The organism is Afipia birgiae 34632 (assembly GCF_000308295.2).
Lineage (GTDB): Bacteria > Pseudomonadota > Alphaproteobacteria > Rhizobiales > Xanthobacteraceae > Afipia > Afipia birgiae.
This window is the reverse complement of the sequence record NZ_HG326653.1, coordinates 489,915-502,063: the sequence shown is the minus strand read 5'-3', so window position 1 is coordinate 502,063 and position 12,149 is coordinate 489,915. Positions and strand designations below refer to the sequence as shown.

Here is a 12,149-nt window from a genome sequence, read left to right as displayed (position 1 = left end):
GGCACACGTCGGGCAAAGCCACGGTGAGCCGCACCGGTATGCGCCGGAAACTCCAGCACGGGCCTTTCCATCCTTCCCGGCGCGTAGATGCACGTTGATCGAGTCGACAAGGTGGCCGGGTCGTCCACATCCGCAAACCGCAGGGCCTCGTTTCGTTTTATCTTCCGGACGGCAAAGCCTTTGAATTTTGTCGAGGAGATTCCAACGACGCGGCACCGATGACGTCGAAGTGAAATCGGTTATCCGTTCTGAAGAGAAGGAAGAAGAAAGGGAAGAAGGGAAAGGAGGAGCTACTCTACGCTTCGCTTCGTTCGGGTGAAACGTAGCTCCTCCTTTCCCAAGGCCGCGGCCTTCGGCGCGGCTGTCGGTGTCGCCGTAGATGTCGATTTTCTTCGAGCCTGCGGAGAGATTGAAACGGAACGAGTGACGACGATTGTTTGCATCAATGGAAATGTCACGATCGAGTCCATCGCGCGCGATGTCGCCGCGTCGGCGGGGACTGTTGACAGATGCGGAGTTGATTGCGACCATTTTCCTTGTCCTCGATGACCCCGCCAGGAGCGCCTGCAAGCGCGTTGATCGGCGGGGTTTGTCATTCAAGGCTGTGAGCAATTCCCGCATGGGTCAAATGCGAGACACGACGTCTGCGCGTGAACACGCGAAAACGCCGACAGAATCAGGGAAATGAGAATTCCGGGAAAACGGCTGCGCGAAAAAATCCGCCGAAATCATATGACAGATATCATATAATTATCGGCGGCGTTCCGGAATGATTGCGAAAGCCAACGTTTCAGGGCGTTTTCGCGTTTCCGGGAAAGACGTCGTATCACCCCGGATGAATGGGATACGGCTCCGCCCCCTCAAGGGGGCTCACGCCGCCTCGCTCGCTTCGCTGGGGCGTCCTCGATGCCGCCGCATCGGCCTTTGGCCTCAACGACGGCGAAGTTTGAGGTTCGGTGCGGGCGTGTCCTGCTCGATCATCTCCGGATGTTCAACGAAGAATTCCAAGCCATGAACGTCATCGCTGTTAAGCCAGATGAGCCATGATCTAGCTTGGGTGCCATAGATAGCCCAAGGGACTCGTCCGGGTGGGAGATTCAATTGCGGGACAAGACGGGCGGTCGCGCCCTCCTGCGAGTGAAATTCCACGATCCGCACCAGCTTCCGCAGTTCATGAGCGAGCCTCGTCCGAACGGTGAAGCGGTGGCCATCGCTGACAACGGCCATCAGCTTCGTCAGATCGATTGCGTTCTTGACGACGGCTTGTAAGCCGGGGTCGGCCGCCGATTTCGCGGCTTCCTTCTTAGCTTTTGCGAGTTTCTGCTTGATGTCCTTGACTTGAGCGGCAACGGTCGCGAATCGATCGGCGGCGGCATCGTCGCCGCTCTCAACAAGGGCGATCAATCGTGATCGGCGATTTTCGGCATCAACAAGCTGCGCCTGAAAGACGTCAACTTGATCCGCTTCTTTATTGTGCTTTTCCCCGAACAAGATCGCGTCAAGGTCGATGTACGTCAAAGCCTTCAACAATCGCGCTTCGATTCTGTCGACGCGCCATCGCTCGTTGTTGGAGCATTCGAACTTGCGGCGTGCGGCTGAACACTCGAAATAGGTGCCGCCCCTCGGCAACGGGCCTTTGTTGATGATGTGCATGGCGCTTCCACAGTCGCCGCATTTTGCCAGCCCTTGGAGCAGATGCGCGACGCCCTCGCCTTTTCGTCCGCCCCGTCCACGGCGACTTTCCATGGAGGATTGTGCGCGCCAGTACGTGGCTTCATCAATGATGGCCGGGTAGTAATCTTTGATGGGATCGCCATCGGGCTTCCGATTCCAATGGCGGCCGACATGAGGCTGGTATTCTCCGATAGCCGTCCGGGACGTCAGAAGACGTCGCAGACTGGACGATTGCCATCCGTTGCTTTTCTTTTTTCCCGACGCCATGAAAGTCGGGATGCTGTCCGAGTTGAGGGACTTGAGAATGGTTCGGGTGCCATGACCCTCAATTGCCATTCGGAAAATGCGCTGAACGATCTGGGCCTTTTCCGGGACGATTTCATATTTGCCTTTGACGATTTGAATCCACGCGGGACACCGTCGCGTCAGTGGTCGGCCTTCCTCACGCGCTGCCTGTTTCTTCTTTGCCCATGCTGCACCGACGACTCGTCCCTTGTTCTTCGATTCTTCATGCGCCCGCGCCATGATCGTTATCGAGATGATAAGGGGCGACCAGTCATTCCGGAGACGTTCGGAACTGTATTCCTGCCCGTCAGCGTGGGTCACAACCGTGATGCCTGATCGGATCAAATCGAAAAGTCGCGCTGCGGCATCGATGACCGCTTCACGGCTCAATCGGTCGAGCGATTCGACAAGCAAGATTGAGCCTTTGGCGACCTTTCCGGATTCAACGAGATCAAGGAAAGAACGAAGAACGCCGGTCGTGCGATTGGTCCCCGTGTAAGCGGAAACGCCGAGATCGCGCAGGGTCTCGTCAAGGACCAATCCGCGCTCGTCGCACCAGTCCTTGGCCTTCTGAAGCTGCCGCCGCAGGCTGTCGCCCTTGGCCTGCTCAGGCGTCGAAAAACGTATGTAGCTGTAAACTTTTTTCACTTCTGCCACCTCAACTCCTCGCCGGATAACCGGGAGAAGTTAATGTAGCATCACCTCAAGAGGTGATGCCCGCCGGCCGCGGCGATCTCGAGCGCACGCTTGGCGCTTTCCTGGCCTTTGATGTCGCGCAGATCGAGCGATGCAATCTGGCGTTCGGTAATCTTCGGTTCGGGTCGCGACAGAACCTGCGTGCCCTTGAAATGATTTGCGATCTGAATCAAGGACGCCGCTGCGACGATCTGGATATCCGGGCTGGCCCATGCCGCCTCGGCGCCGCAGGCCGCGGGGCAGATCAATCCCTCGTTGCGCGCATTGGCGCCGATCGCCGCTGGCAGTACGCCTGCGACAGGCGCGATCGAGCCATCGAGACCCAGTTCACCCAGCACGGTGAAACCTGTCAGCGCGTCGGGCGGAATCGCGCCGATAGCCGCCATCAGTCCGAGCGCGATGGGGAGATCGTAGTGGCTGCCTTCCTTGGGAAGATCGGCGGGCGCAAGATTGACGGTGATTCGCCGGGCGGGCAGCGCCAGTCCCGAGGCGATCAGGGCGGAGCGGACCCGTTCGCGGGCCTCGGACACCGCCTTGTCCGGCAGGCCGACGATAGAAAAAGCCGGCAACCCCGGCGCGACCTGGACCTGCACGTCCACCGCGCGGGCTTCGATGCCTTCAAACGCCACCGTGGAAACGCGCTGAACCATAGCTCCCTCGCCCCCGCGACAACCCTAGCAGGAACCTCTCCAAGCGCAAGAACATTTAGGGAACATTGAATTCGATCAGTCCGGAGCTGGGGTCCGTCCCAGCTCAAGTATATTTCTAATAAAAGTCCCAATTTAATAAGTATTGATTTGAAACAAACCAAATATTTCGCTGCATTTTGTCTAGGATTTTATCCTTAACCAAGTATTAATGCATTCATTTACTTGTGGTGATTTCCATTTACCTTGTTTCTGACGCAGAAAATCAAGGAACAAGAAAATGCCGCGCCTGCATCGTCCGTTTCTTTGTCGTGCTTTGATGCTGCTGCTGGTGTCAGTGATCCCGCGGATCGCCCAAGCGGACAATGACCATGGTCCTCGCAGGCTGATCCATGGCGAGACGGTGAACTGTCCGCGTCCTGTGCCGGTTGCAGAGCCGGTTGATCCTCCGACGACATCGGCATTTGCCGGCGTAAGAAAGTTTCTGGCAGGAGCGCACTTCAAGGAAAATATCGCGCCGACCGCCGACGTCAGGATCGCATGGCTTGGTGCCACTTTCATGCGCCGCTTTGCCGTCAAGATCGAAGACGCGGGTGGCGAGACAGCGCTTCGGTTTCACACGTTGCTTAGGCTGTCTCGCGATCGACACATCATCGATGACCTCGACGATCGGCACGAGACCCGTCTCATCGACCTGTGGTGTCTATTGAAGATTCAGGCCAACGGTGAATCCGGTACTCTCCTGATCGATGCCGTCCCTAACATCTTTTACGTGCGGGACAGTGCCGGAGTACTCGGCGCCGTCGATGCCCTCTGGGGAGGCGCTGGATGGGAGATTGGCGCAAGTCCGGTCGATGGCGAGCGCATGTGGCCTGTCGGTACGCGCGTGATGTCGCGGTAGGATCGAGTGCAGCCCGATCGGAAAATTAGCGGGAGCGCGGCAGCGGGCCTGTCGCCCGCTGCCGCTGTTCGCTAGAGATTCATGATCATCGGCTCGGCGATGTAGCGGAAGCCGTCGCTAGCCTTCACCACATGGCCATAGCCCGGCCACGGGAAATGATAGGACATCACCGCCGTCTTGTTGGCGGCGATCGTGTCGAGCAATTTCACGCGTGTCGCGGCGGCCATCTTGGGATCGGAATCGTAGGCGAATTCCATTCGCGGCCGCTCCAGCAGCAATATCTGGTGGTGCGTGAGGTCGCCGAGGAAGGCGAACGACTTTCCTTCCGACTGGATCATGAAGATGTGGTGGCCGAAGGTGTGACCCGGTGCCGCGATCGCCGTCACGCCGGGCAGGAATTCCTGGCCATCCTTGAAGAACACGATGCGGTCGCGCACCGGCATCAGGTTCTTGCGGGCGTGGACGATGAAATCCTTCAGCGGCCCATCCATTTTCTTTTCGTCGGTCCAGAATTCAAGATCGGCCTGGCTGATATAGACCTGCGCGTTCGGGAACAGCGGCTTGCCGCTTTCATCGACGATGCCGCCGATGTGATCGATATGCGCATGCGAGCAAACGATTGCATCGACGTCTTCCGGCTTGAGACCGGCTTCGGTGATGCTCTTCTGTAACCGCCCGGTCGTTGGTCCGAACAGCTTCGATGTCCCCATGCCGGTGTCGAACAGAACAACGCGCTCGCCGAAGTTCACGATCGGCGCATTCTGTTCGAGAATGACGTTGCTGGTGGAGAGAAAGTTGTCGCTCAGCATTTTATGGACGTCTTCCTTCGGCACGCCGACGAATGTGCCTGAAGGATCGCCGAGCGGCAGCGGACCATCGGACACCACGGTGACCTCCGCGCTGCCGAGCTTGAAGCGGTGAAAATACGGAGCCTGTGTGCCGAGCTTCGGGGCGCGCGCCAGGGCGCCGCTGCCCATCATTGTTGTGCCAAGTCCGATGCCAAGTCCGATGCCAAGTCCTGCGCCAAGGGCAAGGAGAGATCGTCGCGAAACATCAGTCGTCATGCGTTCCTCCGTTGAATTTTGTTGTTCGTCGTTGGTTGCCGCGGCGCGATTATGCGGCTCGTTTTGGCGGACTGGCAAGCAGGCGCGCACGGCGCCCGCGCGCACCACTGTTGCCGATGTCTTGAATCGGAATGTCTTGAAAATCAGACGGACTGGTCGGCGGTCTGCGTATCCATGGCCGGAACCAAGGTTGCACCATCGGCGTCGAACCTGCCAAGCTTGGGCGAAATCCGAAGTCCGAACGCATGCGGAAAACGCATGAGCTCGACATCAAAATCTGCGGTGGTCACGGGAGTTACCGCGGCGGCGGATTTTGGCGCGTAGAGCCGGCCCCAGAGATCGACGCTGGCGAATTGCGGAAACTGGCTGAGCCGCAGATTGCCGATGCTGCCGTCGAAGTTCAGCAATTGGCGGGCGCGATCATTGATCATCAACACCCAGCCGTCGATGGTGTGGCCGACGTCGTTGGAGATCGGCGATGCGACGACCATCGCATCCGGCGCGGTGCGGAACAGATGCTCATAGACCTCGAGCTGATAGCTGATCAGTTCCGAATAGATCACCAGCATCACCGCATTGTCGGTGACCTTGATCGGCAGCACCAGCCGCTGCCAGAGTTGACCGCTCTGAGAGCGGCCGCCGGTGTAGCGGATAAAGGCAGGGGTCATGCGCTTGGCGACTTGCCGGTAAACGTCCCTGAATTCATCCCTGAGGGGATTGGTCAGCTGGGAGAGCAGGGAGCCTGCAAGTTTCTCGCGTGCCGCAGCTTGGATGGCCTCGCCGACGTAGACGTAGGCGAAGTCATCGCCCGCGCTGATCATATGGATGGAATTGGCGCGCAGCTCGTAGCTGCATTCCTCGGTCAACCGTTGCAGCGTCAAATCATTGGTATCGTTGAGGGTTTTCCATTTTACCCACAGGAATTCGAGCGCGGCCGTGGTCAGCTCGCGCGGGATCGAGGTTCCGTTGAAAACTTCAATTGCCATTGGTCAGCCCGTTCGGTGCACGCATACCGCGTATCCGGCAGCGGCACACTCCCTCAGCGGCGAGATTGGCAGAAGGTGGTCAGCAATTGATTAAACAATAGCCAGTTACGCGCGCTTGGCGGCGATCGCGTCCCAGATTATGGCCGCAACGTCGGGGCCGCCGAGCCGGGCGATGGCCCGGATGCCGGTCGGCGAGGTGACGTTGATTTCCGTCAGGTGGCCGTCGATCACGTCGATGCCGACGAACAGCAGCCCGCGTTCGCGCAGCGCCGGGCCGAGCCGCGTGCAGATTTCACGCTCGCGCGGCGACAGGTCCGTCGATTGCGCGGCGCCACCGCGCACCATGTTGGAACGCAGATCGTCCGCTGCCGGCACGCGGTTCACGGCGCCTGCAAACTCGCCGTCGACAAGGATGATGCGCTTGTCGCCGTGCTTGACCTCGGGAAGGAAGCGCTGGATCACCCACGGTTCGCGGAACGTCACCGAGAACATGTCGTAGAGCGAGCCGAAATTCATGTCGTTGGGCGTGATGCGAAACACCGCAGCGCCGCCGTGCCCATACAGCGGCTTCATCACCACGTCGCCATGCTCGGCGCGGAAGGCGTTGATCTCGTCCTTGTCGCGCGAGATCAGCGTCGGCGGCATCAGATCCGCGAACTCCATCACGAAAATCTTTTCCGGCGCGTTGCGTACGCTGGCCGGGTTGTTGACGACGAGCGTTTTCGGGTGAATTCGCTCGAGGAAATGCGTGGTCGTGACGTAGGCGAGATCGAACGGAGGATCCTGCCGCAACAGGATGACATCGAAGGATTCGAGATCGACGCGCGTGGCATCGCCTAATGTGAAATGATCGCCGTCCTGATCGCGCACCGTCAGCGGATGCACGGTTGCGACCAATTGCTCGCCTTTCAGGGAGAGCTTCTCTGGCGTGTAGTAGGACAGCGCATGGCCGCGCCTCTGTGCCTCCAGCAACAGGGCAAACGTCGAGTCGCCGCGAATGTTGATTCGCGCGATGGGGTCCATCTGGACGGCGACTTTCAGCTTCATGATTCAAACCCGGCTGTTGTTCGTTGCGGCCGGCAATCTGTGCGATTTCAGTCCTCGTTGCCAGAGGTTTTGCACGCAACCCTAGTGTCCCGAATCCGACGTTCGCCCATTTTGCGGGGCGGCCCTGAGCAAACGTCGGATTCGACGGGACACGAATGTCAGAATCGGATCACCAGCATTCACGCGCCGGCGTCGAACGCCGCCATCAGGTGCTTGGGCAGGTGTTTCGGTGCAATCAGGACAACATCGAACCGCATCTCGAAATTTGCATGTTCAGGGTGCGTCATCAGCCAGGCCTGGGCGGCGGCGACGATGCGCTGCTGCTGCTGAGGGGTCACCGAATAGGCGGCGTCGTCCAGCGTCGCGCGCGCCTTGACCTCGACGAACGCCAGCAGATTCCTGCGCCGCGCAACGACGTCGATCTCGCCGTAGGGTGTGCGGAAGCGCCGCGCCAGGATGCGATAGCCCTTGGCGATCAGGTAAACACAGGCGCGGCTCTCGGCGGACAGGCCGGTCCGGAACGCGGCGACGCGCGCGGGCGAGGGAATTTTTGCGCGCACCTTCGAGTGCTTTGGCGGCGGATCGTTATCCGTCATCGCCGTCCTTCGACAACTCAAGCGCGCGGGCATAGATTTCGCGGCGTGGTCGTCCGGAGACCTCGACGGCGTGGGCGACGGCATCCTTGACGCTGCCGCGCGCCAGCGCTGTCCGCAGCAGATCATCAAGCGCATTTTCGCTCATCAGCCCGGCATCGGCGGCGGGCGGCGCGATCACCAGCACGAACTCGCCGCGCGTCTCCAGCGTATCGGCGATTGCCGCCAGTTCTGAAACAGGCGCGCGGCGAACCTCCTCGTGCAGCTTGGTCATTTCCCGGCAGATCGCGGCGTCGCGTTCGCCCATGACGCTGGCCAGATCGTGCAGGCAGTCCTGCACCCGCGCCCCGCTTTCGAACATCACCAGTGTGGCGTCGATGCGTGCAAGCTCCGCGATGCGGGTGCGGCGTGCATTCTGCTTCGACGGCAGGAAGCCTTCGAAAAAGAACCGGTCGGTGGGCAATGCTGCGACTGACAGCGCCGCGAGGACCGAGGACGGTCCGGGTAGTGCGATCACTGGAAAGCCTGCGGCGCTGACCTCGCGGACCAGCTTGAATCCGGGATCGGAAATCAGCGGCGTACCGGCGTCCGATACCAGCGCGATGGAAGATCCGCGTGCGAGCGCTTCCAGAATCTTCGGCCGCGCCTGCTCGGCGTTGTGCTCGTGATACTGTTTGAGCGTCGCGGTGATGGAGAATCGCTCGATCAGCCGCCGCGTGATGCGGGTGTCTTCGCAGGCGACGATATCGACACCTGCGAGCGTCTCCAGCGCGCGCAAGGTGATGTCGCCGAGGTTGCCGATCGGAGTCGCAACCAGATAGAGTCCGGGCGCGGCCTTGGGCGCGCTGATGAGGTGTCCTGCGACCGCAAAGGTGCGGGCGGGGCTGTCGGGATCGGGCGATGAGGCGGGAACATTCTTGGTGCGCATGGCGCGCAATCTAGCGCCGAAGAACCGCTTCGTCTTGTTCGCAGCTGCAATGGCCGCCGATATCTTTGCTTGCCTGACGGCGCGGAAAAGCTTTTGTTCTGGTTAACTTATAGCCGACAATATGCCTGAATCCTCTTCCAGATGTGTCCGAGGATCAGTGCCCGGAAGAGAAATGATGGTTGCGTCCTTCACTCCAAAACCCCCACGCAGCGGCGCGACCCGCCGCAGCGCCGTTGGCCTGATTCTGGGTGCGCCGCTCGTGGCCGGCTGCGCCGGCATGCAATCTCCTTTTTCCGGCGGCGACCAGCCAGCGGGTCCGCAACAGCAGCCGTCGGCTGTTGGAAGCGGCCAGGTCAAGGTCGGTCTGCTGTTGCCGCTGTCCGCGGCCGGTAACGCCGGTCTGGCTGCGCAGTCAATGCGCAATGCTGCCGAACTGGCGCTCGCGGAATTCCAGAATCCCAATCTCCAGCTTCTGATCAAGGACGACAACGGCTCGGCGCAGGGCGCGCAGCAAGGAGCCCAACAGGCCGTCGACGAGGGCGCCGAAATCATTCTTGGGCCGCTGTTCGCGCAATCGGTGCCGGCTGCGGCGCAGGTCGCGCGAAATCGCGGCATCTCGATGATCGCGTTCTCGACCGATTCGAGTGTGGCTGGCCGCGGCGTGTACCTGCTGAGCTTCCTGCCTGAATCCGACGTGACCCGCATCGTCGATTACGCCGCGGGCACGGGAAAGCGATCCTTCGCTGCCTTCCTGCCCGAGAACGCCTACGGCAATGTGGTCGAGGTGGCGTTCAAGCAGGCGGTCGCGCGCAAGGGCGGCCGCATGGTGGCGTTCGAAAAGTACGGCGCCGACCGTTCGCAGATCGGCGCAACTGCTTCGAGCATATCGGAGGGGCTCAAGGGGGCCGACTCGCTGCTGCTTGCGGATGACGGCGATGCCTTGCCCGGTGTCGCCGATGCGCTTGTCGCGGCTGGCGTTAATCTCAAGCGCCTGCAATTGCTCGGTACGGGACTGTGGGACAATCCGCGCGTCTTCGGCAGTGCCAATCTGCAGGGCGGGCTGTATGCGGCTCCGGACCCGTCGGGCTTTCGCAGTTTCTCCACGCGCTATCGCGCCAAATACGGCGGCGATCCGGTCCGCACCGCAACGCTGGCCTATGACAGCGTCGCGCTGGTGGCGGCACTCGCGCGCACCCAGGGCGGTCAGCGGTTTTCGGCGGAAGTACTGACCAATCCATCAGGCTTCGCGGGCATCGACGGACTGTTTCGTTTTCGCACCGACGGCACCAACGAGCGTGGCCTTGCGGTGATGCGCGTCGGTTCGAGCGGCGGTGCGATCACGGCGGGCTCGCCGAAGAGTTTTGGGGCGTAGGTTTCAACGTCGTTGATTTTCGTCATCCTGAGGTGATTGCTCTTGCGAGCCTCGAAAGATGACCTTGTGAAACACCGTCGCCCTTCGAGGCTCGCCGCGATGCGGCTCGCACCTCAGGGGGACGGCTATCGGTTTGTCGTTACGCCGCCAGATCCGCGACCACTGCGTCCAGCACCGGAAAACCCTGCATCGTCACGCGCACGCGGCCATCGGGATCGACGACGATTGCGCCTTCGTCCTGCAGGATTTCGATTCGCCTTGGATCGAGGGAACGTCCCGACAACGCCCGGTAACGCATCGGATCAATGCCTTCCGCCAGGCGCAGCCCCATCAGGAGATATTCGTCGGCCCGCTCCTCGCTGTTGAGAAGCTCGTCGCTGATCACCCCATGCCCCTGCGCCTCGACGCGCATCAGCCAGGTCTCGGGGCGCTTTTCGGTGGCGATGGCGTGACGGATGCCGTCGATGTCGAGGCGGCCATGCGCGCCCGGCCCGATGCCGGCATATTCCTGTCCGCGCCAGTAAACCAGATTATGCTTGCACTCCGCGCCGGGCCGCGCGTGATTGGAAATCTCGTAGGACGGCAGGCCGAGCTTTGCGCAGACATCCTGCGTTACATCGTAGAGCGCGCGCGCGACGTCTTCATCGGGGATCTTGAGCTTGCCTGCGGCATGCAGCCCGAAGAACGGCGTCTCCGGTTCGATGGTGAGCTGATACAGTGACAGATGCTCGGCGGCTTCCGACACTGCGAGCTTCAGTTCGTCTTCCCACATTTGCGGCGTCTGGTCGGGCCGCGCGTAGATCAGATCGAACGAGTAGCGATCGAACGCCGCGCGGGCGATGGCGACGGCATCAAGCGCCTCGCGCGCTGTATGCAGGCGTCCCAACGCTTTCAGCGAGGCATCGTCCAGTGCCTGCACGCCGAGCGATACGCGGTTGACGCCGGCCGAGCGATAACCATGGAAACGCGTGGCTTCAACGCTGGTCGGATTGGCTTCCAGCGTCACCTCGACATCGCTGGCCACCGTCCAGTGCCGGGCGATGGAATTGAGAATCGCGCCGACAGTCTGCGGCTGCATCAGCGACGGTGTGCCGCCGCCGAGAAAGATCGATGTGACCTCGCGGCCCGGCGTGCGCGCGGCTGTGGTCTCGATCTCACGCTCGAACGCGCGCGCGAAACGGAACTCGTCGATCGGCGCATGACGCACATGGCTGTTGAAGTCGCAGTACGGGCACTTCGACAGGCAGAACGGCCAGTGCACATAAATGCCGAAAGCCTGTTTCGCAGCGGTGCTCATGTGAGACAAATCTCCGCGAGCTTCACGAAGGCCTTCGCGCGATGCGACAGCCCTAAGCCGATCGGCGGCAGACCGTGCTTCTCGATGCTGGTCATTTCGCCGAAGGTGCGGCTGTGCCCGTCGGGCAGAAATGCCGGATCGTAACCGAAGCCCGCCGTGCCGCGCGGCGGCCACACCAGCGCGCCGTCGACGCGCGCCTCGACGTCCTCAAGATGGCCGTCCGGCCACGCCACGCACAGCGCCGAGACGAAGTGCGCCTTGCGCTGCGCCGGCTCTTTAGCGCCGCGCTCCTGCAGCAGGCGCTCGATCTGCGTCATGGCAGCGAGAAAATTCTTGTCCTCGCCGGCCCAGCGCGCCGAGTAGATTCCGGGTTGTCCCTCAAGCGCATCGACAGCCAGTCCCGAATCATCCGCGAATGCCGGAAGCTGTGTCGCATTCGCGGCCGCCACGGCCTTGATGCGGGCATTGGCCTGAAAGGTGGTGCCGGTTTCTTCGGGCTCGGTGAGGCCGAGTTCCGCCGCTGACACTGCTTCCACGCCGTAAGGCGCAAGAAGTTCGCGCATCTCGGCAAGCTTGCCGGGATTGTGGGTCGCGATCACAAGGCGGCCGGTGATTCGGCGATGATCACTCATGCGCAATGGTTATCCGTGAGAAGCGCG

At 61.1% G+C, this 12,149-nt stretch carries 10 protein-coding genes and 1 pseudogene; 2 read left to right on the top strand and 9 right to left on the bottom strand.

Annotated elements, in window-relative coordinates; translation table 11 throughout:
- Positions 1-930: 930 nt before the first annotated feature.
- Together BN32_RS16315 and BN32_RS16310 are read right to left on the bottom strand one after the other, a co-directional pair.
- Complete coding sequence (locus tag BN32_RS16315) at positions 931-2,616, bottom strand: recombinase family protein (RefSeq protein ID WP_019199279.1); 1,686 nt, start codon at positions 2,614-2,616, stop codon at positions 931-933.
- Between the two features lie 47 nt (positions 2,617-2,663).
- Positions 2,664-3,305 (bottom strand): annotated as a pseudogene (locus BN32_RS16310) (magnesium chelatase domain-containing protein); the annotation flags it as partial.
- A 277-nt stretch (positions 3,306-3,582) separates the two neighbouring features.
- Between BN32_RS16310 and BN32_RS16305 the strand changes: the two are divergent.
- The gene (locus BN32_RS16305; protein ID WP_019199281.1) at positions 3,583-4,203 is read left to right on the top strand and encodes a hypothetical protein; all 621 of its coding nucleotides are present in this window, start codon (positions 3,583-3,585) and stop codon (positions 4,201-4,203) included.
- A gap of 71 nt (positions 4,204-4,274) precedes the next feature.
- Here the strand turns inward: BN32_RS16305 and BN32_RS16300 are convergent, their stop codons facing one another.
- The 5 genes from BN32_RS16300 to rsmI form a co-directional block, all read right to left on the bottom strand.
- Positions 4,275-5,267, bottom strand: a complete 993-nt coding sequence (locus BN32_RS16300; protein WP_040426815.1) for an MBL fold metallo-hydrolase — start codon at positions 5,265-5,267, stop codon at positions 4,275-4,277.
- A gap of 143 nt (positions 5,268-5,410) precedes the next feature.
- Positions 5,411-6,253: a hypothetical protein gene (locus BN32_RS16295; RefSeq protein ID WP_019199283.1), complete on the bottom strand. Its 843-nt coding sequence runs from the start codon at positions 6,251-6,253 to the stop codon at positions 5,411-5,413.
- 105 nt (positions 6,254-6,358) lie between these two features.
- Positions 6,359-7,300 carry a glutathione synthase gene (gshB, locus tag BN32_RS16290; protein ID WP_019199284.1) on the bottom strand — a complete coding sequence of 314 codons (942 nt, stop codon included), beginning with the start codon at positions 7,298-7,300 and terminating at the stop codon, positions 6,359-6,361.
- A gap of 179 nt (positions 7,301-7,479) precedes the next feature.
- Entirely contained in the window at positions 7,480-7,896 is a 417-nt protein-coding gene (locus BN32_RS16285; RefSeq protein ID WP_019199285.1) for a YraN family protein, read from the bottom strand.
- Positions 7,886-8,821, bottom strand: coding sequence for a 16S rRNA (cytidine(1402)-2'-O)-methyltransferase (gene rsmI, locus BN32_RS16280; RefSeq protein ID WP_019199286.1), 936 nt, complete (start codon positions 8,819-8,821; stop codon positions 7,886-7,888). The genes BN32_RS16285 and rsmI overlap by 11 nt, the downstream gene beginning before the upstream one ends.
- Positions 8,822-8,996: 175 nt before the next feature.
- On the opposite strand from rsmI, the gene BN32_RS16275 reads away from it, so the two are divergent.
- The gene (locus BN32_RS16275; RefSeq protein ID WP_040426812.1) at positions 8,997-10,193 is read left to right on the top strand and encodes a penicillin-binding protein activator; all 1,197 of its coding nucleotides are present in this window, start codon (positions 8,997-8,999) and stop codon (positions 10,191-10,193) included.
- A 139-nt stretch (positions 10,194-10,332) separates the two neighbouring features.
- On the opposite strand, the gene hemW is transcribed toward BN32_RS16275, so the two are convergent.
- On the bottom strand, positions 10,333-11,490 hold the full coding sequence (gene hemW, locus BN32_RS16270) for a radical SAM family heme chaperone HemW (protein WP_019199289.1): 1,158 nt from the start codon (positions 11,488-11,490) through the stop codon (positions 10,333-10,335).
- Complete coding sequence (rdgB, locus tag BN32_RS16265; RefSeq protein ID WP_019199290.1) at positions 11,487-12,122, bottom strand: RdgB/HAM1 family non-canonical purine NTP pyrophosphatase; 636 nt, start codon at positions 12,120-12,122, stop codon at positions 11,487-11,489. The genes hemW and rdgB overlap by 4 nt, the downstream gene beginning before the upstream one ends.
- Positions 12,123-12,149 lie beyond the last annotated feature (27 nt).

Excerpts from the sequence above, each read along its gene's own strand:
- BN32_RS16305 (WP_019199281.1), top strand. The coding sequence starts at position 3,583 with ATGCCGCGCCTGCATCGTCCGTTTCTTTGTCGTGCTTTGATGCTGCTG.
- BN32_RS16300 (WP_040426815.1), bottom strand. The coding sequence starts at position 5,267 with ATGACGACTGATGTTTCGCGACGATCTCTCCTTGCCCTTGGCGCAGGA.
- BN32_RS16295 (WP_019199283.1), bottom strand. The coding sequence starts at position 6,253 with ATGGCAATTGAAGTTTTCAACGGAACCTCGATCCCGCGCGAGCTGACC.
- gshB (WP_019199284.1), bottom strand. The coding sequence starts at position 7,300 with ATGAAGCTGAAAGTCGCCGTCCAGATGGACCCCATCGCGCGAATCAAC.
- BN32_RS16285 (WP_019199285.1), bottom strand. The coding sequence starts at position 7,896 with ATGACGGATAACGATCCGCCGCCAAAGCACTCGAAGGTGCGCGCAAAA.
- rsmI (WP_019199286.1), bottom strand. The coding sequence starts at position 8,821 with ATGCGCACCAAGAATGTTCCCGCCTCATCGCCCGATCCCGACAGCCCC.
- BN32_RS16275 (WP_040426812.1), top strand. The coding sequence starts at position 8,997 with ATGGTTGCGTCCTTCACTCCAAAACCCCCACGCAGCGGCGCGACCCGC.
- hemW (WP_019199289.1), bottom strand. The coding sequence starts at position 11,490 with ATGAGCACCGCTGCGAAACAGGCTTTCGGCATTTATGTGCACTGGCCG.
- rdgB (WP_019199290.1), bottom strand. The coding sequence starts at position 12,122 with ATGAGTGATCATCGCCGAATCACCGGCCGCCTTGTGATCGCGACCCAC.